The 24,683-nt window shown below is 62.9% G+C and carries 14 protein-coding genes; 2 read left to right on the forward strand and 12 right to left on the reverse strand.

What is annotated here, in order from left to right; translation table 11 throughout:
• Positions 1 to 80: 80 nt before the first annotated feature.
• The 4 genes from alaS to FLM52_15590 all read right to left on the reverse strand — a co-directional run bounded on the left by alaS (position 81) and on the right by FLM52_15590 (position 5,580).
• Complete coding sequence (gene alaS, locus FLM52_15575) at positions 81 to 2,684, reverse strand: alanine--tRNA ligase (GenBank protein NVN57156.1); 2,604 nt, start codon at positions 2,682 to 2,684, stop codon at positions 81 to 83.
• Positions 2,685 to 2,926: 242 nt separating this feature from the next.
• A complete protein-coding gene (locus tag FLM52_15580; protein ID NVN57157.1) occupies positions 2,927 to 3,511 on the reverse strand; it encodes a regulatory protein RecX in 585 nt (194 codons plus the stop codon).
• Positions 3,512 to 3,736: 225 nt separating this feature from the next.
• Positions 3,737 to 4,804 (reverse strand): recombinase RecA, encoded by a 1,068-nt coding sequence (gene recA, locus FLM52_15585; protein ID NVN57158.1) that lies wholly within the window; start codon positions 4,802 to 4,804, stop codon positions 3,737 to 3,739.
• A gap of 215 nt (positions 4,805 to 5,019) precedes the next feature.
• Complete coding sequence (locus tag FLM52_15590) at positions 5,020 to 5,580, reverse strand: CinA family protein (GenBank protein NVN57159.1); 561 nt, start codon at positions 5,578 to 5,580, stop codon at positions 5,020 to 5,022.
• Between the two features lie 142 nt (positions 5,581 to 5,722).
• Here FLM52_15590 and mutS point away from each other — a divergent pair, with 142 nt between their 5' ends.
• Entirely contained in the window at positions 5,723 to 8,308 is a 2,586-nt protein-coding gene (gene mutS / locus FLM52_15595; protein NVN57160.1) for a DNA mismatch repair protein MutS, read from the forward strand.
• Positions 8,309 to 8,567: 259 nt separating this feature from the next.
• On the forward strand, positions 8,568 to 8,891 hold the full coding sequence (locus FLM52_15600) for a ferredoxin family protein (protein ID NVN57161.1): 324 nt from the start codon (positions 8,568 to 8,570) through the stop codon (positions 8,889 to 8,891).
• Between the two features lie 1,253 nt (positions 8,892 to 10,144).
• Here FLM52_15600 and FLM52_15605 read toward each other — a convergent pair.
• The 8 genes from FLM52_15605 to FLM52_15640 all read right to left on the reverse strand — a co-directional run bounded on the left by FLM52_15605 (position 10,145) and on the right by FLM52_15640 (position 24,630).
• Positions 10,145 to 11,434, reverse strand: coding sequence for a phosphopyruvate hydratase (locus FLM52_15605; GenBank protein ID NVN57162.1), 1,290 nt, complete (start codon positions 11,432 to 11,434; stop codon positions 10,145 to 10,147).
• A 102-nt stretch (positions 11,435 to 11,536) separates the two neighbouring features.
• The gene (gene kdsA, locus FLM52_15610; GenBank protein NVN57163.1) at positions 11,537 to 12,388 is read right to left on the reverse strand and encodes a 3-deoxy-8-phosphooctulonate synthase; all 852 of its coding nucleotides are present in this window, start codon (positions 12,386 to 12,388) and stop codon (positions 11,537 to 11,539) included.
• Between the two features lie 131 nt (positions 12,389 to 12,519).
• On the reverse strand, positions 12,520 to 14,160 hold the full coding sequence (locus tag FLM52_15615) for a CTP synthase (protein NVN57164.1): 1,641 nt from the start codon (positions 14,158 to 14,160) through the stop codon (positions 12,520 to 12,522).
• Between the two features lie 194 nt (positions 14,161 to 14,354).
• The gene (locus tag FLM52_15620) at positions 14,355 to 15,770 is read right to left on the reverse strand and encodes a glutamate synthase small subunit (protein ID NVN57165.1); all 1,416 of its coding nucleotides are present in this window, start codon (positions 15,768 to 15,770) and stop codon (positions 14,355 to 14,357) included.
• Positions 15,771 to 15,847: 77 nt separating this feature from the next.
• Entirely contained in the window at positions 15,848 to 20,299 is a 4,452-nt protein-coding gene (gltB, locus tag FLM52_15625) for a glutamate synthase large subunit (GenBank protein ID NVN57166.1), read from the reverse strand.
• Between the two features lie 555 nt (positions 20,300 to 20,854).
• Complete coding sequence (gene aroB, locus FLM52_15630) at positions 20,855 to 21,961, reverse strand: 3-dehydroquinate synthase (protein ID NVN57167.1); 1,107 nt, start codon at positions 21,959 to 21,961, stop codon at positions 20,855 to 20,857.
• Positions 21,962 to 22,030: 69 nt separating this feature from the next.
• A complete protein-coding gene (gene aroK, locus FLM52_15635; protein ID NVN57168.1) occupies positions 22,031 to 22,573 on the reverse strand; it encodes a shikimate kinase AroK in 543 nt (180 codons plus the stop codon).
• Positions 22,573 to 24,630 (reverse strand): type IV pilus secretin PilQ family protein, encoded by a 2,058-nt coding sequence (locus FLM52_15640; protein ID NVN57169.1) that lies wholly within the window; start codon positions 24,628 to 24,630, stop codon positions 22,573 to 22,575. The genes aroK and FLM52_15640 overlap by 1 nt, the downstream gene beginning before the upstream one ends.
• Between the last annotated feature and the right edge of the window lie 53 nt (positions 24,631 to 24,683).

The following is a 24,683-nucleotide window of genomic DNA, read 5'->3' on the forward strand; positions in this document are numbered from 1 at the left end:
GTTGTCCCCACATGAAGCTCATGTGAGCCCAAAAAGAAGCCGGGTCTCCCCAAGAGGAGCCCGGCCTTCATCTTGTACTGTCAGCCCAGCTGGGCGTCTACCCATGATGGCACACCGGCCAGTGCGCCCGGAAGCGAGGCGGCATCACTGCCACCGGCCTGGGCCATGTCAGCACGACCGCCACCCTTGCCACCGACCTGCTCGGCCACGTGGCGTACCAGGTCACCCGCCTTGACGCGCGAGGTCAGGTCGTCGGTGACACCGGCGATCAGGCTGACCTTGTCACCATCCGCGACGCCGAGCACCAGGATGCCGGAGCCGAGCTTGGACTTGAGGTCATCCATCAGGCCGCGCAGCTCCTTGCCGGAGACGCCTTCGACCTGCTTGGCCAGCACCTTGATGCCCTGGACATTCGCGATGTCGCTGAGCATGTCGCTGGCCGAGGCAGACGCCAGCTTGGCCTTGAGGCGCTCAAGCTCCTTCTCGAGGCCGCGGTTGCGCTCCAGCAGGCTGCCAACGCGCTCCTCGACCTGTTCCGGCTTGGCCTTGAGACGCTCACCGAGGCGAGTCAGGGTCGCTTCCTGCGCAAGCAGGAAATCACGCGCGGCGCGACCGGTGATGGCCTCGATACGACGCACGCCGGACGCGATACCGGTTTCGGCGAGAATGTGCATCTGGCCGATGTCGCCGCTGCGCTTGACGTGAGTCCCGCCGCACAGCTCGATGGAGAAGGCATCCTGACCGATGGTCAGCACGCGGACTTCCTCACCATACTTGGCATCGAAGAGTGCCGCTGCGCCGCGCGCCTTGGCCTCATCGAGACTCATGAACTCGATGGTGGTCTCGGCATTGGCCAGGATCTGCGCGTTGACGATGCGCTCGACCTCGGACAGCTGCTCGGCCGTCATCGCCTCAAAGTGGCTGAAGTCGAAGCGCAGACGCTCGGCCGTGACCAGCGACCCCTTCTGCTGAACGTGCTCACCCAGCACCAGACGCAGCGCTTCGTGCAGCAGGTGCGTGGCGGAGTGGTTGCGCACGGAAGCCGCGCGCAACTCGGCATCGACCTGCGGACGCACCTTGTCACCGACCTTTAGAGCGCCTTCGATCAGCACACCGTGGTGCAGGTGATGGCCGGTCTGCTTCTGGGTATCGCTGACCTGGAAGCGGCCGCCATCCAAATGCAGATAACCTGTGTCACCGGCCTGGCCACCTGACTCGCCGTAGAACGGGGTGGTATCGAGCACCACGATGCCCTTGGTGTCCACCTCGAGCTGCTCGACGGCATTGCCTTCGGCGTCGAACAGCGAGGTGACGGTGGCTTCCCCTTCCAGCTGGTCGTAGCCGGTGAAGACGGTCTCGCCTTCCAGCACCAGGTTGGCGGAGTAGTCGCCGCCGAAGTTGCTGGCGGCACGGGCGCGATCACGCTGTGCTTCCAGGGCCGCCTGGAAGCCGGCCTCATCGAGGATCAGCTCGCGCTCGCGGCAGATGTCGGCGGTCAGGTCATACGGGAAGCCGTAGGTGTCGTAGAGCTTGAAGATGGTCTCGCCGTCGAGGGTGTTGCCCTCGAGGCCAGCGATGGCTTCTTCCAGAAGCTTCATGCCGTGTTCCAGCGTACGTGCGAACTGCTCTTCTTCCTTGAGCAGCACCCGTTCGATCTGCTCGCGTGCGGCGCGCAGTTCCGGATAGGCATCGCCCATCTCGCTGTCGAGAGCCGCGACCAGCTTGTAGAAGAAGCTGCCACGCGCGCCCAGCTTGTGACCGTGACGCACAGCGCGACGGATGATGCGACGCAGCACGTAGCCACGGCCTTCGTTGGAGGGCAGCACGCCATCGGCGATCAGGAAGGCGCACGAGCGGATGTGGTCAGCCACTACACGCAGTGACGGCGTGGCGATGTTGTCGTGACCGATGATCTCGGCCGCGGCGGCCAGCAGATTCTGGAACAGGTCGATCTCGTAGTTGGAGTGCACGCCCTGCATCACGGCCGCGACACGCTCCAGGCCCATGCCGGTGTCGATGGACGGCTTGGGCAGCGGGTGCAGCGTGCCCTCGGCGTCGCGGTCGAACTGCATGAAGACCAGGTTCCAGATCTCGATGTAGCGATCGCCATCTTCGTCCGGGCTGCCCGGCGGGCCACCGGCGACGTCTTCGCCGTGGTCATAGAAGATCTCGGAGGACGGGCCGCACGGGCCGGTGTCGCCCATCTGCCAGAAGTTGTCCTCGTCGAGACGCGAGAAGCGGTTCTGATCGATGCCGACCTCGTTGAACCAGATGTCACGGGCTTCGTCATCGCTGACGTGCACGGTGACCCACAGCTTCTCCTTCGGCAGGCCGAGTTCTTCGGTCAGAAACTTCCAGGCGAACTGGATGGCTTCGCGCTTGAAGTAGTCGCCGAAGCTGAAGTTGCCCAGCATCTCGAAGAAGGTGTGGTGGCGGGCGGTATAGCCGACGTTATCCAGGTCATTGTGCTTGCCGCCGGCGCGCACGCAGCGCTGCGCGGAGGTCGCACGGCTGTAGCCACGCGGGTCACGGCCCAGGAAGACATCCTTGAAGGGCACCATGCCAGCGTTGGTGAACAGCAGTGTCGGGTCATTGTTCGGCACCAGAGAGCTGGTGGGCACGATGGTATGGCCTTGCTTCTCGAAATAGGTCAGGAAGGCGTTTCTGATTTCTGCGCTTTTCATAGAGGTTCCGTAGCGATGTGCGTAAAGACGCTCCGGGGGTCTTCTGCATGACTTCCGCATGGTTTCTGCATGTTCATCCATGTGGGTATGCATGGAGGTGCAATGAAAAGCATGAAAGAAGGCGCCTGCCCCGTGCCGTCGCAAGACGACCTAGTATAACGCCTGTTCGCGCAAGCTAAAGGGGGGGAAATGTCCTGAAGCGCCGGTTTGCGCGCCATGAGAGCCAAACAGTCGCCCGCCAGCTAGCCTTCTTCCCCCTCATCACTCCAGGCGGACTCCATGGCATAGCGCAGCTGCTCATAGTCGAAGCCGCGCTGGAGCAGAAAGCGTTCGCGCCGTGCGCGCTCCTTGTGCCCCTCGCCGGGGCCGGAAAAGCGCCTGGCCAGCGTCTCGCGCGCCAGTTCGAAGAAATCCACCGCCTCGACATGACCGAAGACATCCGGCGTCGGGTCACTGGCGGCACGCATCACGGCATTGAGCGTCTCGTTATCGATACCACGCTGGCGCAGCTCCTGCTGAATACGCCTGGGCCCCTGCCCGCGCAGGACGCGCATCCGCAGGAAGCTGGCGGCAAAGCGCTCATCGGACTGCAGGCCTTCCTCGGCCATGCGCTCCAGCACCTCCTCGATCAGCAGTTCGACCTCATCGCGACTCAAGGCCGCCGGTGCACCCTCCTCGCCCGCAGCTTGCCGTTCTGCCAACTCGTCATCGCTGAGCGCCCGCAGATAGTCACGCTCTCGGAGATAGTCGTGCAGCTCGCGGCGGCTGTGTTCACGGCGCGCCAGACGCGCGATGGCATCATTGCGCGCACGCCGTTGCGGCGTCATCGCGCCTGAGTCGAGCGGTTGATACTCAGGCCCGCCCAGTGATGTGCTGTCATCGTGCATGGTCATGCTCCCCGGGTTGAGGAGAAGGGCATAGAGGGAGGTGAACGCAAGGCGCCCGCCTCCGAGTCATCGGGGCGGGCGCCTTGGGACCAGCGCAACGGGGCGTTCTCGACCCGCTGCGCTGACGCCAGCCTGGCGGCCGGCGTACTTGCTCAGGAGCGATCCTCAGTCGAGATCGATATCCAGATCGTCCTCACTCTCGGCGGCCGCGGTTTCCTGCGGCTCTTCCTTGGCTTCCGGTGCTGCCAGCAACTGGGCGCGGATCTGGTTTTCAATCTCCTCCATGATGGCGGGATTGTCTTCCAGGTACTGAGCGGAGTTGGCCTTGCCCTGACCGATCTTGCTGCCCTGATAGCTGTACCAGGCACCTGACTTGCCGACCAGACCGCACTGCACACCCAGGTCGATCACCTCACCGGCGTGGTAGATGCCCTTGCCATAGAGAATCTGGAACTCGGCCTGGCGGAACGGCGGCGCGACCTTGTTCTTGACGACCTTGACGCGGGTCTCGTTACCGGTGACTTCATCACCGGACTTCACGGAACCGGTACGACGGATATCCAGACGCACACTGGAGTAGAACTTCAGTGCGTTACCGCCAGTCGTGGTTTCGGGGCTGCCGAACATCACGCCGATCTTCATGCGGATCTGGTTGATGAACACCACCATGCAGTTGGCGTTCTTGATGTGACCGGTCACCTTGCGCAGTGCCTGGGACATCAGACGCGCCTGCAGGCCGACGTGTGAGTCACCCATCTCGCCTTCGATCTCGGCACGCGGCGTCAGTGCTGCCACGGAGTCGACGATGATGACATCGACGCCGCCGGAGCGTACCAGCATGTCGACGATCTCGAGCGCCTGCTCACCGGTATCGGGCTGGGAGACCAGCATCTCATCCAGGTTGACGCCCAGCTTCTCGGCGTAGGACGGATCCAGCGCGTGCTCGGCATCGATGAAGGCACAGACCTTGCCCTGCTTCTGCGCCTGGGCGATGACCGAGAGAGTCAGGGTCGTCTTGCCCGAGGATTCCGGGCCATAGATCTCGACCACGCGCCCGAAGGGCAGGCCGCCGATGCCGAGTGCGATATCCAACCCCAGAGAACCGGTGGAAACCGACGGGATGGCCACACGCGGGGCATCGCCCATGCGCATGACGGCGCCCTTGCCGAACTGGCGCTCGATCTGGGACAGCGCCGCGTTCAGCGCCTTGGTACGATTGTCGTCCTTTGCCATGTGGCCTCCTGTCGAACGGCGGAGCCACACGGGCTGCCACCTGGAATAGAGAATTCTGTCACTGGGAGCTGAGCAGACACTGCCAGACTAGCGGCTGAGGTGTCATGGCAAAACCCTGTATACATGGACAGTATAATGCCGCAAGTTGCGTCGCTCTGCCAGTCCGGTGGTGCGCTTTTTCAGGCAGCACCCTCATCGCGGGGCCTGCACCTGGCTCACGCGTCTTCGGTGCCGACCTGCAAGGCCTCCACGCGCTTGATCAAGCCCTGCAACGCCTCCCGCACGGCGGCGTCACGCACTGCCTGTCGGTCGCCGGAAAAGTGACAGCAGCGTGCCTGCTGGCGCGTCTCGCCCCCCCACGCCAGCCATACGGTGCCGACGGGCTTCTCGTCACTTCCCCCGCCGGGGCCGGCCACGCCGCTGATGGCCACCCCCAGCTCAGCGCCGCTTTCGCGACAGGCGCCCCGCACCATCTCGCACACGACCGCCTCGGAGACGGCGCCGAAAGTTTCAAGCGATGCCTCACTGACCCCCAGCAAGCGCTGCTTGGTGGCATTGGAATAAGTCACGTAGCCCGCATCGAAATAGCGGGAGCTGCCGGCAATCGCCGTGATCGCGGCACTCACGCCGCCCCCGGTGCACGACTCGGCGGTGGTGACGCGCACGCCGCGCGCGATCGCCAGCGCCTGCAACTGCTCAGCCAGAGCATTCGCGCACGCAGCCTCGGGTGTCGTACCAGTCAATTGGCTCACGAACTTTCTCCTCGTGGAGGTCATCAGGTGAAAAGGGCAGCGAGCATGAGACATCACAGGCATTGGAGCCGGCCGCGCCAGTCCGTAGAATATCGCGCATCCCGCATGCCGTGCTCTCGCATGTGTGCTTTTTCCCATTGCAGTGCAGTCAAGGAAGTCCATGGCCATGGCCAAGAACAGCGCGCCCCAGATGACGCCGATGATGACGCAGTACATGAAGATCAAACGCGAGCACCCCGGCGTGCTGCTGTTCTATCGCATGGGCGACTTCTATGAACTGTTTCATGAGGACGCCAAGCGCGCAGCACAACTGCTCGATATCACGTTGACGGCGCGCGGCAGCTCCGGTGGCTCACCGATTCCCATGGCAGGGGTGCCCTATCACAGCGCCGAAGGCTATCTGGCACGCCTGGTCAAGATGGGTGAATCGGTGGCCATCTGCGAGCAGATCGGTGACCCGGCGACCAGCAAGGGGCCTGTCGAGCGCAAGGTGGTGCGAATCGTCACGCCGGGCACCCTGCATGATGAGGCGCTGCTGGATGCCAGCCGCGACAACCTGCTGGTGGCGCTGCACCGTGATGGCGAGACTTGGGGCCTGGCCGCTCTCGAGCTCTCTTCCGGTCGCTTCAGCGTGCTCGAGGTCAATGGTGATGACGAGCTGCTGGCCGAGATCCAGCGTCTGTCGCCTGCCGAAGTCATGGTCGGCGAAAGCCGTACCCTCCCCGCCAGCCTGTCCTCGCGCCCGGGCCTGACCCGCCAGAGCGATTGGCATTTCGATCACGAAACAGCCCTGCGCCTGCTGTGCGATCAGTTCGGCGTCCAGGACCTCAACGGCTTCGGCTGCAGCCACCTGACGCGCGCCATCACGGCTGCCGGTGCCCTGCTCGACTATGCTCGCGATACCCAGCGCACCGGGCTGCCCCATGTGACCGCACTGACGGTCGAAAGCCGCGATGACTCGGTGGTGATCGATGCCGCCAGCCGTCGCAACCTCGAGATCGATACCAACCTGGGCGGCACAAGCGACAACACGCTAGCCAGCGTACTGGATGTCACCGCGACCGCGATGGGCTCACGCCTGCTCAAGCGCTGGCTCAACCGCCCGCTGCGCGATCAGCGCCAGATCGGCCAGCGTCAGGCGGCGGTACAGCGTCTACTGGATGGCGACTACCCCTTCGAACTGCAAGGCCTGCTCAAGCGCATCGGCGATGTGGAGCGTATCCTCGCCCGTGTCGCGCTGCGCAGCGCACGCCCCCGGGACATGGCACGCCTGCGCGATGGTCTCAACACCCTGCCCGAGCTGCGCGCCGTGCTCGCCAGCGTCGAGAAAGGCAGCGCCATCGATGACCTGCGCGATGCCATCCGCCTGTTCCCGGCACTTTCCGCGATGCTCAGCGAGGCACTGGTCGAGAATCCGCCGGTGGTGCTGCGCGATGGTGGCGTGATCGCCGATGGGTACGACGATGAGCTGGACGAGTATCGCGGCCTGTCCGAGAACGCCGGCCAGTATCTGGTCGCACTCGAGACTCGCGAGCGCGAGCGCACCGGCCTGAGCAACCTCAAGGTCGGCTACAACCGCGTGCATGGCTACTTCATCGAGCTGCCGCGCTCGCAATCGGCCGAGGCCCCGCCGGAATATATCCGCCGCCAGACCCTCAAGAATGCCGAGCGCTTCATCATCCCCGAGCTCAAGGAATTCGAGGACAAGGCGCTTTCCGCCAAGTCCAAGTCACTGGCGCGCGAGAAGCTGCTGTATGAGCACCTGCTGGATGATCTGAATACCGAACTGGATGGCCTGCAGCAGACGGCCCGTGCGCTGGCATCACTGGATGTGCTGACCGCCTTCGCCGATCGCGCCGCCGCGCTCGATTTCGTGCGCCCCGAACTCAGCGAGACCCCGGGCATCGACATCGAAGGCGGCCGCCATCCGGTGGTCGAACATGTCAGCGATCATCCCTTCGTTCCCAACGATGTGCGCTTCGATGATACGCGGCGCATGCTGGTGATCACCGGCCCCAACATGGGCGGTAAATCCACCTACATGCGCCAGACGGCACTCATCGCTCTGCTCGCGCATACCGGCAGCTTCGTTCCGGCATCGCGCGCCTGCATCGGCCCGCTGGATCGCATCTTCACGCGCATCGGCTCCTCGGACGACCTGGCCGGCGGTCGCTCGACCTTCATGGTCGAGATGACCGAGACCGCCAGCATCCTGCACAACGCCACTGACGAGAGCCTGGTGTTGATGGATGAGATCGGCCGCGGCACCTCAACCTTCGATGGTCTGTCACTGGCATGGGCCAGTGCCGAGCATCTGGCGCGCACGCGTGCCTTCACCCTGTTCGCGACCCATTACTTCGAGATGACGGCACTGCCCGAGCATGCCGATGCCGTCGCCAACGTGCACCTGACGGCCGCTGAGCACGGCGATGGCATCGTCTTCATGCACCGCGTCGAGGAAGGCCCTGCCAGCCAGAGCTATGGCCTGCAGGTGGCCCAGCTGGCCGGGGTGCCGCAGAGCGTCATCCTGCGCGCGCGCGAGAAGCTGACCAGTCTGGAGCAGCAGGAACAGGAAATCGATCGTCCGCAGGTGGCACGCGAGGATGCGCTGGGCCAGCCGGTACCGCAGCAGAATGACCTGTTCGCGGCACCGCCGCATCCGGCCGTCGAGGCCCTCAACGGCCTTGACCCGGATGACCTGAGCCCCAAGCGAGCGCTGGAGCTGATCTACGAATGGCACCGTCAGCGCTGAGCGCCCTCACACCGAGCCAACGTTGGCGCGCCTGGCTCGAGAATGAGCGGCAAGGCTCGACAGCAACCTTCGGGCATAGCACCATTCCAAAACGATCCGCCCCTGCTGATTGCGGGGGCGGCAGAGCGCCACTAGAATAACGCCTTATAACATCTGCGCCGCTTATAACCTGAAGGCCATGATGTCGCCGAGACGGCACATGGTGGGCGCCTGGACCACGACCTACGAGAGAGACGCCAATCCGCGTCAGGAGACCTGCATGGCATTCATCGTCACCGAGAACTGCATTCGCTGCAAATACACCGACTGCGTGGAAGTCTGCCCGGTGGATTGCTTCTACGAAGGCCCGAACTTCCTGGTGATCAACCCGGATGAGTGCATTGACTGCGCGCTATGTGAGCCGGAATGCCCCGCCGAAGCCATCTTCTCCGAGGATGAAGTGCCGGAGAACCAGAAGGAATTCATCGAGCTGAATGCCGATCTGGCCGAAGTCTGGCCGAACATCAGCGAGAAGAAGGACGCCATGGAAGACGCCGAGAAGTGGGATGGTGTCGACGGCAAGCTTGAGTATCTGGAGCAGTAACCCCCTCAAGTCACCCGCATCTCGCGTGGCTAGCGGCTTGCCCGCCCTGACCGGGCCAGCTCGGCTCTGACGACAGAAACGGCAGCGATTCCCCCGGGAGCCGCTGCCGTTTCTGTCTCTGATGCCTGAAGCCGGTGCCTGAAGAGCTCGCGCTGAGAACTCCTCCCCCCCGACCTCCAGACATAAAAAAGGGCGACCCCGTAAGGTCGCCCGCTCCAAGCGTGTCCCTGTCGATCCATCCTGGATCGCACTCCTGAGTGCTGTCCCTGCCCTTCACGACATCCTGTCATTCGGGGCGCACCGTCACGCGTGGCGGGCATTGCAGCACTGCTCGCGCAGCTGTCCCACCGCAATGCCCGTTAGTGCAGATATTTGCCTGTCCTGCTGTCCTGCCCATGCATTGCCCGGCGTCCTGCCTGTACCGCTCCCTGCCTGTGCAGCTGACAGCCTCACGACATTCCTTGTCCGACTTATCCTTGTCGTGGCTTCCTGCCACTTGATGCTGCCGCTGTCTGCCCCATCATTCCTGACGCGGATGATGTCCCGTCATCCGTCACTTCCTGTGAAGAGCAAGCTTCCTGACTGCATATCAGAGCCTGGGGCTCTTCGACACTCCGTGTCGTTATCGTGCTTCCTGCCTGTGTGGCGCTTCCCGTCGCCGACGGATCATCCTGATCCTGACACACTCCGGTGTCATGCCCGCCATCCTTGCTTCCCTAGCATCTCTCGCCTGACTCCTTCAAGCGAAGATATACAGCTCTCTGCTACCGACGTCCATGCCAGGTCCTTTTCCGCCGAGCGTCCTGCTCAGCGGGGCGAAACGTCCTGTCTCGCCATCAAGTCTTTTCTGATCATCCCGTTGGCATCCTGCCGAGACTGCGGTGTCCCGCCGCACCCTCACGTCCATGTAGCCATTCTGGGCAGCATTCGCCGGCGAGGCAACTAGCCAAACCGCTTAACCCGCTATACCTGAACAGGCCGTCAAAGAAAATATTTTCAATAAAAACAGATACATATTGGAGGACATACGTTCATATCCGCAGGCGACTCGCAGCCAGTGTCTCGATTGTCCTGCGGGATTTGTAAGAGATGACTTACATGAATTCAGTGCCTGAAAGCGGCCTGTTTCCTGCTCCTCCCACAAACGCACTCAATCATCGCCTGCAATGCACAACGGGGCCGTGCCAGAAGGCACGACCCCGTTGCAAGTTACCTCTGCAATGCTAGGCGCTGAGCCCTCACATCACAGGCGATTACTGACCCTTGATCTCTTTCAGGCCGTTGTAAGCCACATCACCCAGCTGCTGCTCGATCACCAGCAGACGGTTGTACTTGGCGACACGGTCAGAGCGGCACAGAGAGCCGGTCTTGATCTGGCCAGCACAGGTACCGACGGCGAGGTCGGCAATGGTGGTGTCTTCGGTCTCGCCACTGCGGTGGGAGATGACCGCGGTGAAGCCGGCGGCCTGCGCCATCTTGATCGCATCCAGGGTCTCGGACAGCGAGCCGATCTGGTTGAACTTGATCAGGATGGAGTTGCCGATGCCTTCCTCGATACCGCGGCTCAGGATGCGCGTGTTGGTGACGAAGAGGTCGTCGCCGACCAGCTGCACCTTGTCGCCCAGCTCGTCGGTCAGCATCTTCCAGCCTTCCCAGTCGGACTCATCCATGCCGTCTTCGATGGAGACGATCGGATATTCCGCGGCCAGGCCGGCCAGATAGTCGACGAAACCACGTGCGTCGAAGCTCTTGCCTTCGCCGGACAGGTTGTACTGACCGTCTTGGTAGAACTCGGAAGACGCGCAATCCAGCGCCAGGGTCACATCGGTGCCCAGGGTGTAGCCCGCATCGCTGACGGCCTGCTTGATGACGGCCAGTGCTTCGGAGTTGGACGCCAGGTTCGGTGCAAAGCCACCTTCATCACCCACGGAGGTGCTCAGCTCGCGACCCTGCAGCACCTTCTTCAGCGCGTGGAAGATCTCGGCACCGGTGCGCAGTGCTTCACGGAAGGTCGGCGCGCCGACCGGCTGGACCATGAACTCCTGGATGTCGACATTGTTGTCGGCATGCTCACCGCCGTTGATGATGTTCATCATCGGCACCGGCATGGAGTACTGACCCGGCTGGCCGTAGAGCTCAGCGATATGAGCGTAGAGCTCGATGCCCTTGGCCTGCGCTGCCGCCTTGGCAGCCGCCAGAGAGACGGCAAGAATCGCGTTGGCACCCAGCGATTCCTTGTTCTCGGTACCGTCCAGCGCCAGCATGGCATCGTCCAGCGCGCGCTGGTCGAGTGCATCCATGCCCACGAGGCGCTCGCGGATCGCGCCATTGACGGCGTCGACTGCCTTCAGCACGCCCTTGCCCAGATAACGGCTCTTGTCGCCATCACGCAATTCCAGCGCTTCACGCGAACCGGTGGAGGCACCGGAAGGCGCGCAGGCACTGGCGCGTTGGCCACCTTCCAGCACGACCTCGGCCTGTACGGTCGGGTTACCACGGGAATCGAGCACCTCAAGGGCGCGGATTTCGACGATATTGGCCATCTTGTGTCGTCCTCTACACGGGGGATTGAAACACCACGACGGGCATCTTGCCCATAGTGCAAAAAGGCCGCTCACACAGGGGTGAACGGCCAGTAGTCCTGCTCAACGAATGTTCAGCGGCGCGAAGCCCTTGACCAGCGCATCCAGCGATTGCAGCTGGCGCAGGAAGGGTTCGAGCTGATCCAGCGGCAGGGCGCAGGGGCCGTCACACTTGGCATTGTCCGGATCCGGGTGCGCCTCAAGGAACAGGCCCGCAAGCCCCAATGCGACACCGGAGCGTGCCAGATCGAAGACCTGCTCGCGGCGTCCGCCAGCGGAGTCGGCTCGCCCGCCCGGGCGCTGCAACGAGTGGGTGACATCGAACAATACCGGCAAGCCGGTATCCTTCATTTCGGCCATGCCGAGCATGTCGACCACCAGGTTGTTGTAACCGAAGCTGGAGCCACGCTCGCACAGCAGAATCCGGTCATTGCCCGCTTCACCGCACTTGGCGACGATATGGCGCATCTCGTGCGGCGCGAGGAACTGCGGCTTCTTGACGTTGATGACGGCGCCGGTGCGCGCCATGGCCACGACCAGGTCGGTCTGCCGCGCCAGGAAGGCCGGCAGCTGGATGACATCGGCCACTTCCGCAACGGCTGCCGCCTGATGCGGCTCATGCACGTCCGTGATGATCGGCACACCGAAGCGCGACTTGATCTCGGCCAGAATCTCGAGCCCCTTCTCCATCCCGGGTCCGCGGTAGGAGTGCATGGAGCTGCGATTGGCCTTGTCGAAGCTGGCCTTGAAGACGTAAGGCATGCCCAGGCGTGACGTCACCTCGACATATTGCTCGGCGACTTCCAGCGCCAGCTCTCGCGATTCGAGCACGTTCATGCCACCGAAAAGCGTCATCGGACGATCGTTGGCGACTTGCAGACCCGCAAAGTCGATCACGCGTTGTTCGTTGCTCATCTCTGCACCGTCCATCAAATCGTTGTCCATCGGCAGTCTGCCTGAGGATGCTCTGGCGAACATCAAGACCTGCAACCACCGCGGAGAAGACCTACGGGCGCCACCCGAGGTGGCGCCCGCTCAACACCCTATCACTCGCCGCGAGTCCGCGCCGCCTTGTGATTGAGTGCGGCATTCACGAAGCCGGTGAACAGCGGATGGCCATCACGCGGCGTGGAGGTGAATTCCGGGTGGAACTGACATGCCACGAACCATGGGTGATCCGGCAGCTCGACCATCTCGACCAGCGAGTTGTCGACGCTGCGACCGGAGAAGATCAGGCCCGCTTCTTCCAGGGCCGGCACGAACTGGTCGTTGACCTCATAGCGGTGACGGTGACGCTCGACGATCTCGTCGCTGCCATAGGCCTGATGCGCCTTGGAGCCGTTGAGCAGGCTGCAGGCCTGGCCGCCGAGACGCATGGTGCCGCCCAGATCAGACGCCGCGTCGCGGGTCTCGATCTTGCCTTCCGGCGTCAGCCACTCGGTAATCAGACCGACCACCGGGTGCTGGGTGTCATGAGTGAACTCGGTAGAGTTGGCATCGCTCCAGCCCGCCACATTACGCGCGAACTCGATGACGGCAACCTGCATGCCGAGGCAGATGCCCAGATACGGCACCTTGTTCTCACGCGCGAAGCGCGCGGTGGCGATCTTGCCTTCCACACCACGCTCGCCGAAGCCGCCCGGTACCAGCACCGCGTCCTTGCCGATCAGACGGTCGGTGCCGTTGCGCTCGATTTCCTCGGAGTCGATGAAGTCGACGTTGACCTTCACACGCCCCTGGATACCGGCGTGGGTCAGCGCCTCGTTCAGCGACTTGTAGGCGTCGAGCAGCTCCATGTACTTGCCGACCATCGCGATGTTGATGGTCTTGAGCGGATTGAGCTTGGCGTCGAGCACCGCGACCCACTCGGACATGTCGGCCTCTTTGGCCTCCAGGCGGAACTTGTCGCAGACGATCTCGTCGAGGCCGGCTTCGTGGAGCATCAACGGAATGCGATAGATGGTGTCGGCATCCTGCAGGGAGACGACAGCCCGCTCTTCGACGTTGGTGAACAGCGAGATCTTGCGACGCTCGCTTTCCTCGATCTCGACTTCGCTGCGGCAGATCAGGATATCCGGCTGGATACCGATGGAGCGCAGCTCCTTGACGCTGTGCTGGGTCGGCTTGGTCTTGGTCTCGCCGGCCGTCTTGATGTACGGCACCAGTGTCAGGTGCATGAAGAGTGCACGCTCGCCACCCAGCTGCGCACGCAGCTGACGGATGGACTCCAGGAACGGCAGCGACTCGATGTCACCTACGGTACCGCCGATCTCGACCAGTGCGACGTCATAGCCTTCACCGCCGGCGATCACGCGACGCTTGATCTCGTCGGTGATGTGCGGGATGACCTGCACCGTTCCGCCGAGGTAGTCACCGCGGCGCTCCTTGCGCAGCACGTGCTCGTAGACGCGACCGGTGGTGAAGTTGTTGCCCTGGGTCATGCGCGAGCGGATGAAACGCTCGTAGTGACCGAGGTCCAGATCGGTTTCCGCGCCATCTTCGGTGACAAAGACTTCGCCGTGCTGGAACGGGCTCATGGTGCCCGGATCGACGTTGATGTACGGATCCAGCTTGAGAATGGTGACCTTGAGGCCACGGGCCTCGAGAATAGCCGCCAGCGAAGCGGATGCGATGCCCTTGCCAAGCGAGGACACAACGCCGCCCGTCACGAAGATAAATCGTGTCATGGAAACCTGCCGAAAACGTGAGCTGTAGGAGAGACCCGGGGGAACGGATCAGGATGGGTCGCCAGTCTAGCGGAAAGGCTGCTCCGGCTCAATTTGAATGCCACCACCTGCCCATCTCGCGTCACCATCCGATGCACCCGCCATAACGCATCAGACCCGCCGTGGCGGGCCTGATGCGTGACGCCAGATGACCTTTACACTTCCAGGAAATCAAGAATCCCTTCAGCGGCACGGCGACCTTCATCGATGGCGGTCACCACCAGATCGGAGCCGCGCACCATGTCACCGCCAGCGAACACCTTGGCGTTGGTGGTCTGGAAGGCATGACGCTCGGCGCTGGTCGCGATGCGGCCACGCTCATCGACGGCGATGTCGAAGTCGGCGAACCACGGCGCAGGGCTTGCCTGGAAGCCGAAGGCCACGACCACGGCATCCGCCGGCAGAATCTCTTCAGAGCCCGGCACCACTTCCGGACGCTGACGACCATTGGCATCCGGCTCACCCAGACGGGTGCGCACGACCTTGACGCCTTCGACCTTGCCATCGCCGACCACTGCCACCGGCTGACGGTTGAAGAGGAAATCGACGCCCTCTTCGCGAGCATTGGTCACCTCACGGCGTGACCCCGGCATGTTGGTCTCGTCACGCCGGTAGGCACAGGTCACGCTTTCCGCGCCCTGACGGATGGAGGTGCGGTTGCAGTCCATCGCGGTATCACCACCGCCGAGCACCACGACCTTCTTGCCTTCCATGGAGACGTAATCCGCCGGGTCCTTCTCGAAGCCCAGGCAGTGATTGACGTTGGCGATCAGGAAGTCGAGCGCCTTGTGCACGCCCGGCAGATCCTCACCCGGGAAGCCGCCACTCATGGCGTTGTAGGTACCCATGCCCAGGAAGACGGCATCGTATTCCTCGAGCAGCGCATCGAAGGTCACATCACGCCCGACCTCGACGTTGAGACGGAACTTTATGCCCATCTCTTCGAAGATCTCGCGGCGACGCGTCATCACGCCCTTCTCGAGCTTGAACTCCGGGATACCGAAGGTCAGCAGGCCGCCGATTTCCGGATGGCGATCATAGATCACCGGACGCACGCCATTGCGCACCAGAATATCGGCAGCACCGAGACCCGCCGGACCTGCACCGATGATGGCGACGCGCTTGTCGGTCCAGCTGACCTTGGACATGTCGGGGCGCCAGCCCATGGCGAAGGCGGTGTCGGTGATGTACTTCTCCACCGAGCCGATGGTGACGGCACCGAAGCCATCGTTCAGGGTGCAGTCGCCCTCGCAGAGACGGTCCTGCGGACAGACGCGACCACAGACTTCCGGCAGCGAATTGGTCTGGTGCGAAAGCTCGGCGGCCTCAAGGATGTTGCCCTCGGAGACCAGCTTCAGCCAGTTGGGAATGTAGTTGTGTACCGGGCACTTCCACTCACAGTAGGGGTTGCCACAGCCCAGGCAGCGATGTGCCTGGCTGGCGGCTTCTACCGGCTTGAACTCGGCATAGATCTCGTTGAACTCACGTGCGCGTACGCGAGCATCTTTCTTCTGCGGGTCCTGACGACCCACATCGATGAACTGGAAGTCGTTGGCGAGCTGATTGGCCATGATAAATCCTCTCTCAAAATCCGGGCACCGTCGCGGTGCGGGCCCTCACCCGAGGCATGCTGGGGTGAGGGGTGCGATCACTCCGGCTGACGCCGTGACTGGTCCAGCAGGCCGTTGAGGCTTGCCGCCTTCGGCTTGACCAACCAGAAGTGACGCACGAAGTCAGGGAAATCGCGCAGGATGTCGCGCCCGCGCTCGGAGCCGGTCTCGGCCACATATTCCTCGATGACTTCGCGCAGGTGGCGACGATAGGCCTCCATGGCTTCGGTATTGATGCGGTGGATTTCCACCAGCTCGTGGTTGTACTTGTCGACGAAGTCGCGATTCTCGTCCAGCACGTAGGCGAAGCCGCCCGTCATGCCCGCGCCGAAGTTGACGCCTGTCTCGCCCAGCACGCACACCAGACCGCCGGTCATGTACTCACAACAGTGGTCACCCGCACCTTCGATCACGGCGTGCGCACCGGAGTTGCGCACCCCGAAGCGCTCGCCGGCGGTACCCGCGGCATACAGCCGCCCGCCGGTCGCGCCGTACAGGCAGGTGTTGCCGATGATGGCGGTCTTGTGGCTCTCGAAGCGCGAACCACGCGGCGGCACGATGGTCAGCTTGCCGCCGTTCATGCCCTTGCCGACATAGTCGTTGGCGTCGCCTTCCAGATGCATCTCGAGTCCATTCGCGTTCCAGACACCGAAGCTCTGACCGGCCACACCGGTCAGGCTGACCTTGAGCGGTGAGCCTGTCAGTCCGGCCTCGCCATAGCGCTTGGCGATTTCCCCCGAGACACGCGCGCCCACCGAGCGATCGCAGTTGGTGACATGGAAGCTGAACTCGCCACCGCTGCGGCTGTCGATCGCCGATTCCATCGCGGCCAGCATCTCGAGGTTCTTGGCACCGGGATCATGCGGCTCGTTGCGGCTGACCTGGCAGAACTGCGGCGCGTCCTTGGGCACGAAGTCATTGCCCAGCAATGGCGTGAGGTCGAGACGACGCTGTGCGTTGGTCTCGCCTTCCAGCACTTCGAGCAGATCGGTACGACCGATCAGGTCGGTGATCTGACGCACGCCCAGCAGCGCCATCAGCTCACGCACTTCCTCGGCGATGAAGCGGAAGTAATGCTTGACCATCTCGACGGTGCCGCGGAAATGCTCGTCACGCAGCGCCTGGTGCTGGGTCGCGACACCGGTGGCACAGTTGTTCAGGTGACAGATACGCAGGTACTTGCAGCCCAACGCGACCATCGGCGCGGTACCGAAGCCGAAGCTCTCTGCCCCCAGGATCGCGGCCTTGACCACGTCCAGGCCGGTCTTGAGGCCACCATCCGTCTGCAGACGGATCTTGTGGCGCAGCTGGTTGATGCGCAGCGCCTGATGCACCTCGGGCAGCCCCAGTTCCCACGGGGAGCCGGCGTGCTTGATCGAGGTGATCGGGCTGGCCGCGGTGCCGCCGTCATAGCCGGAGACAGTGATCAGGTCGGCATACGCCTTGGCGACACCGGTGGCGATGGTGCCGATCCCCGGCTCGGAGACCAGCTTGACCGAGACCTGCGCCGACGGGTTGACCTGCTTGAGATCGAAGATCAGCTGCGCCAGATCCTCGATGGAATAGATATCGTGGTGCGGCGGCGGCGAGATCAGTGTCACCCCCGGCACGGCGTAGCGCAGACGTGCGATCAGGTCGTTGACCTTGCCGCCCGGCAGCTGACCGCCTTCACCGGGCTTGGCGCCCTGGGCGACCTTGATCTGCAGTACCTCGGCATTGACCAGATACGCCGGTGTGACACCGAAGCGACCGGAGGCGATCTGCTTGATCTTGGAGGAGCGCACGGTGCCGTAACGCGCCGGGTCTTCGCCACCCTCACCGGAGTTGGAGCGCCCACCGGCCTCGTTCATGGCCTGGGCCAGCGCTTCATGTGCCTCGGGAGACAGGGCGCCAAGCGACATGCCGGCGCTGTCGAAGCGCGGCAGCAGTGACTCGACGGACTCGACTTCCTCGATCGGCAGCGGCTCGGCGACCGGCTTGAGGGTCAGCAGATCACGAATGGTCGCCACAGGGCGCTCGTTGACCAGGCGCGCGAATTCCTTCCACTTGCCGTAGTCGCCCTGCTGCACGGCCTGCTGCAGCTTCACCACCACATCCGGGTTGTAGGCGTGGTATTCACCGCCATGCACGTACTTGACCAGCCCGCCCTGCTTGATGCGCTTGCGCGGCAGCCAGGCTTCACGCGCCAGCAGTTCCTGCTGGAACTGCAGCTCGGCGAAGCCGGCACCTTCGATGCGCGAGGCCATGCCGGTGAAACACATGTCCATGACTTCACTGTTGAGGCCGACCGCCTCGAACAGCTGAGAGCCACGGTAGGAGCCGATATGCGAGATACCCATCTTGGACAGGATCTTGTAGAGGCCCTTCTGCATGCCCTTGCGATAGTTCTCGCGAGCATCCGCCGGGTTGCCGGACAGCTCGCCGGTACGATGCATGTCCGCCATCACCTGATAGGCGAGGTACGGATAGACCGCCGTGGCGCCGACCCCGAACAGCACTGCCATCTGGTGTGCATCACGCGCATAGCCGGTCTCGATCACCAGGTTGACGCGCGGGCGCAGGGCCAGCGCACCGAGGTGATGATGGATGGCGCCGGTCGCCAGGGCGGCGTGGATCGGCAGCTGACCCTTCTTCAGGCCACAGTCGCTGAGCACCAGGATCACCTTGCCGTTGCGCGCGGCTTCCTCGGCCTGCTGACAGATACCCTTGAGCGCCTGCTTGAGGGAGTCCTGTGCCGGATCGTAGTGCAGCTTGAGCGTCTGGGAGGTGAAGGCCGGGTCCTCGTGATTGACCAGCGCATTGAACTTGCGCGGTGACAGCACCGGCGTGGTCAGGATCAGGCGATGCGCGTGCTCCGGCGTCGCGTCGAAGATGTTGAGCTCGGCGCCACAGCAGGTCTCCAGCGACATCACGATCGCTTCGCGCAGCGGATCGATCGGCGGGTTGGTCACCTGGGCGAACTTCTGACGGAAGTAGTCAGTCAGCACGCGATTCTGGCGCGACAGCACGGCCATCGGCGTGTCATCGCCCATCGAGCCGACCGCCTCCTGACCGCTCTCGGCCAGCGGGCGCAGCAGCTGATCGCGCTCCTCGAAGCTGACCTGGAACATCTTCTGGTAGACATCCAGCTGATCGGCATCCATCGGCTGGAAGCGTGCCAGCTCGGTCAGTGCAGACTCGAGATAGTTGGCATTCTCGCGCAGCCAGCGCTTGTAGGGGTGGGCACCCTTGAGGCGCTCACTGACCTGGTCGGTGTGCAGCACTTCACCGGTTTCGGTATCGACACCCAGCACCTGACCCGGCCCGACGCGCCCCTTGGCGACGACATCTTCCGGCTTGTAGTCGTAGGTACCGATCTCGGAGGCCAGCGTGATGAAGCCATTGCGCGTGATGACCCAGCGCGCCGGACGCAGGCCGTTGCGGTCCAGCATGCACACGGCGTGGCGACCGTCGGTGAGCACGATGCCCGCCGGACCGTCCCAGGCCTCCATGTGCATGGAGTTGTATTCGTAGAAGGCACGCAGATCGGAGTCCATCTGCTCGACGTTCTGCCACGCCGGCGGCACCATCATGCGGATGGCGCGATAGATATCCATGCCACCGGTGAGCAGGACTTCCAGCATGTTGTCCATGCTGGAGGAGTCGGAGCCGACAGTGTTGACGATCTCGTCCAGCTCGGCGATCTCGGGCAGCTGCGCGGAGACGAAGTTCTCCTTGCGCGCGTTGGCCCAGCCGCGGTTGGCCTCGATGGTGTTGATCTCGCCGTTGTGGGCGAGGAAGCGGAACGGCTGGGCCAGCGGCCAGCGCGGCGCGGTGTTGGTCGAGAAGCGCTGGTGGAAGACACAGATCGCTGTCTCGAGGCGCGGGTCGCCCAGGTCCTTGTAGAAGCGCGGAAGATCTTCCGGCATCACCAGGCCCTTGAAGGAGATGACCTTGCCGGAGAGCGAGCAGACGTAGAAGTCCTCTTCACTCTTCAGCGCCTGCTCGGCATGACGACGCGCCATGAACAGATCGACATTGAAGGCGATGTCGGTGCGCTCGTCGGCGGCGCCGACGAAGACCTGACGGATGCGCGGCAGGCAGTCGCGGGCCATCGGGCCGCACACGCTGTCATCTACCGGCATGTCGCGCCAGCCCAGCACCTCGAGATTGCGCGCGATCAGCGCCGACTCGAAGGCGTCACGCGCGGACTGTTCACGCGCGTCATCGTCGGGCAGGAAAAGCGTACCGACGGCATAGCGGGCGCCAAGTTCCAGCCCGAGGGTTTCTCGAGCGATCTGGCGCATGAAGCCGTCCGGCATCTTGAGCAGCAGGCCACAGCCATCGCCGGTCTTGCCGTCAGCGGCAATCCCGCCACGGTGGGTCATGCAGGTCAGGGATTCAATGGCGGTCTGCAGCAGTTCGTGGCTCGCCTGCCCTTCCATATGGGCGATCAGACCGAAGCCGCAGTTGTCGCGGAACTCTCCCGGATGGTGGAGACCTTTGTTCATGGGGCGTGCCTCACGGAGAAATCATGTGTCCAGATGCTTTTTTTCAAGCATTTTCCCGGTTATAGTTATCGGTTATCTTTATTTTTATACCTGCCGATAGTGGCGCCATCAGTGTCGCTACACGACGCCAGATTTCCCTCGAGCATATCCCCCAGCTTCCCGCCTGCGCAATTCTCCACAGGTCGCCCATCGACCAAAAAAACCTGACAAAACCGAAGGTTAGAAGAACCTTCAACCAAAAAACCCTGTAGGCTCAAGCGCTTAGCAGGTAGACATGCCTCATGAATTTCGCCTTGCAACTTTAGTATTGGTTAAATAAAAAACAGCGTTCTTATTCGCATCACCCCATACCGATTGCGCATACGGCATACCAATTCAGGAATCACGCACCTCGATACGCTCCCCGCTGCGAGCCATTCGCTCATCACGACGCGCTGACAGCCGCCAGAGAAAAGCCAGCCGCCAAAAGAAAAGCCGCCACCCGAAGGTGACGGCTTGCATGAGCGTCGGCGCCCGTGAATCGACCAATGGCTGGCTAGAGCGCCGGTGTCGATATCAGCGAGAGCTGCGCGGCCAGTGCTCCAGCATGTCGGCCAGCACGCCAGCAGGCGCCTCTTCGCTGATCACCGCGCGGCCGATGCGCTCAAGCAGGATCAGGCGCAGACGGCCATCGACATTCTTCTTGTCCAGCTGCATGTGCTTGAGGAAGTCCTCGACGCCCATGTCTTCCGGAGCCGCCAGCGGCAAGCCTGCCTTGGCGATGATGTGCGAGACACGCTCCACATCCGCACTCGACAGCCAGCCCATGCGCGCCGAAAGTTCAGCCGCCATCAGCATGCCGGTGCCGACGGCTTCACCGTGCAGCCAGGCGCCATAGCCCTGATCCGTCTCGATGGCATGCCCGAAGGTGTGGCCCAGATTGAGCAGCGCACGCACACCCTGCTCGGTCTCGTCCTGCGCCACGACATCCGCCTTGATGGCACAGCTGCGGCGAATGGCGTCACCGAGCAGGGTCTCGTCCAGCGCCATCAAGGCCGTCATGTTGTCTTCCAGCCAGCTCAGGAAGCTTTCATCCCACAGCAGACCATACTTGATGACCTCGGCCATGCCCGCTGACAGCTCACGCTGCGGCAATGTCTTGAGGCTTGCGGTATCGATCAGCACCAGACGCGGCTGCCAGAAGGCGCCCAGCATGTTCTTGCCACGCGGATGATTGACGCCGGTCTTGCCGCCCACCGAGGAATCCACCTGCGACAGCAGCGTGGTCGGCACCTGGATGAAGGCCGCGCCCCGCTGATAGCAGGCCGCCGCGAAGCCGGTCATGTCACCGATCACACCGCCACCAAGGGCGATCAAGGTGCAGCGGCGATTGAAGCCGGCCTCGAGCAGGGCATCCCAGATCAGGCCGATGCTGGCCATATGCTTGGTCTGCTCACCGTCGTCGAGAATGACCTCGCGGATATCGAGCCCCTCGCCCAACGAGGCCTTCAGTGCGTCCAGATACAGCGGTGCCACCACGGTGTTGGTGACGATCATCACCTGACGCCCCGCAAGGTGCTCACGAATCAGATCACCACGTGCGGTCAGGCCCGGCCCGATATGAATGGGGTAACTACGCTCGCCGAGCGCGACATCAAGACGATGAGCAGGTGCCAGGGACATCAGAATTCTCCTTGGGCGAAACAGATGACAGCGACTGATGCCCACCAGGGCCACCAGCCGCTGATGAGACTAGCCAGGGGCGTGCAGCGGGTCCGCCAGCGCCTTGATACGGCGACGGATCTCGTTGGTGACCGCCCGAGGACTGCGCCGATCGGTACGCACGATGATATCGGCCGTCTCGCGGTAGAGCGGGTCACGCAACTCGAACAGCCGCTTGAGCACCCGCCCGGGGTCATCCTGCTGCAACAGCGGACGATTGCGATCACGGCCGGCTCGCTTGAGCTGCTGCTCGACCGGCGCGTAGAGATACACGACGGTGCCGCGTTCGCGCAGTACGCGCCGATTGGCCTCCGCCATGATCGCGCCACCACCGGTGGCCATCACGACTTCCCTGAGCGAGGTCAGCTCATCGATGACAGCCTGCTCACGCTCACGAAAGCCGGACTCGCCCTCGACGTCGAAAATCCACGGAATGCTAGCTCCGCAGCGGTCTTCAATCACATGGTCGCTATCGCGAAATTCACGATGCAAGTCGGCCGCCAGCAGGCGGCCGATAGTGCTCTTGCCGGCCCCCATGGGGCCGACAAGGAATACGTTGGGAATCACATGCATCAGCGCACCGCCAGGCCGTCCTCGATGATCTTCGGGGTAATGAATACCAGCAATTCTACCTTCTCGTTGGACTCTTCGGTATAGCGGAACAGATTCCCGATCACCGGCAGGTCTCCGAGGAAGGGCGTCTTGAAGACGCTGCGAATCTGCTCGGAGGTCAGAATGCCACCCAGCACCACGGTTTCGCCATCATTGACCAGCACCTGCGTCTCGATTTCATTGGTATCGATGGCCGGTTCGCCATTGAAGCTGTCATCGGAGACATCGTCATTGTTGATCAACAGATCCATGATGATGCGGTTATCAGGCGTGATCTGCGGCGTCACTTCCAATGCCAGCACCGCTTCCTTGAACTCGATGTTGGTCGCGCCGCTGGAGGTCGCCTCCTCGTAGGGAATTTCCTGACCCTGCTTGATGACGGCCTTCTTCTGGTTGGCGGTGATGATCTTGGGCTGGGAGATGGTCTGGCTCTTGCCTTCGCTTTCCAGCGCCGAGAGTTCCAGGTCCAGCAGGATATCGCCGGACAGGTAACCGAAGCTGAAGGTGCTTCCCGGACTGCTATCATCCCCCAGATCTACGCTTAGACCACCGTTGCTGGTCGTACCGGTAGACGCGCCTTCCAGGCCGAACTTGCCGTTGCTGCTGTTGGAAAGCCCCCAATTGACACCAATCTCGCTGGAGACGCTGCTGCGCGCAATGACGATGCGCGCTTCGATCTGCACCTGACGCACCGGGATATCGAGGTATTCCAGCGTGCCGCGAATGGACTCGAGCGTGTCGCGGGTGTCCTGGATCAGCATGGTATTGGTGCGCTCATCGACCATCACGCGGCCCCGCTCGGACAGCAGACCGATACCGCCTTCACCGCGCAGCAACGCCGCCAGGTCCGCCGCCTTGGCATAACGCACCTGGATGTATTCGGTGGTCATCGGCGCCAGTTCCTTGACCTGCTGATTCGCCTCGAGCTCCTTGCGCTCGAGTGCCGCCAGCTCTTCGGCCGGTGCGACCATCAGCACGTTGCCCATGCGACGACTGGCCAGACCGTTGGACTTGAGCACCAGATCCAGCGCCTGATCCCAAGGCACTTCCTTCAGGTTCAGGGTCACGTTGCCGGTGACGTTGTCACTGGCGACCAGATTGAGCCCCGTAAAGTCAGCGATGATCTGCAGCACGGAGCGCACTTCGATGTTCTGGAAGTTGAGCGAGATCTTCTTGCCGGTGTAGGGGAACTTGTCCTTGATGCGCTCCGCCTGCTCTTCACGCGTCAGCGGTTTGACCTCGAGCACCAGCTCGTTGCCTGCCTGGGTGGCCAGCTGGGTGTAGTAGCCACTGGCGTCCACCACCATACGCACACCATCACGGGTACGCTGCGGATCGATACGGGTCACCGGCGTGGCGAAATCGCCGACATCCAGCACCTGATTCATCTCCGGCGGCAGCTTCACGCCCTTGATGTCGACATAGATCTTGCGTCCGCGCTCGGTGACACGTGACTCGACATTGGAGCGATTGAAGTTGATCACGACGCGGCCTTCACCATCCGTGCCACGTCGGAAATCGATACCACTGACGGCCGGCTCGCTTGCCACTTCCAGGGCACGGTTGTCCGGCGGTACGCTGGCGGCGTTCGCCTGAGAGGCAGTCGCAGGCTGAGCGCCCGGCGCACCGCCCTGCTCGCCGACGATGACGTAGAGGCTGTTGCCCTCGGTGCGCGTGACGTACGGCTTGGACTGGTTGAGCTTCATGACCAGGCGCGTGCGCGAGCCAGCCTCCAGCGCCACCAGCTCGTCCACGCCGCTGAGCCCCAGATCGAAGCGACGCTTGTCGAGCTGGCTGCTGGTATCCAGGAGGTCGATGGTGATGCGCGGCGGCGTCTCGATACGGTAGCCCTTGACCTCCGGCACTCCACCGACGAAGTCGAGCTTGAGCTCCATACGGTCGCCCCCGAGGGCGGTGAAGTTGAGGTCCTGCAGCGATGACGCGGCCATCGCCACATTTGCCATCAGACTTCCGACTGCCGCCAGCCCCAGCAGACTCATTCGTTGCAATCGCGTCATGTTCCCTAGTCCCCTGTCTCGCCGTGGCTCCGTTCAACCGTCGGGCTGATCGC

It is taken from the genome of bacterium Scap17, assembly GCA_013376735.1.
GTDB lineage: Bacteria > Pseudomonadota > Gammaproteobacteria > Pseudomonadales > Halomonadaceae > Cobetia.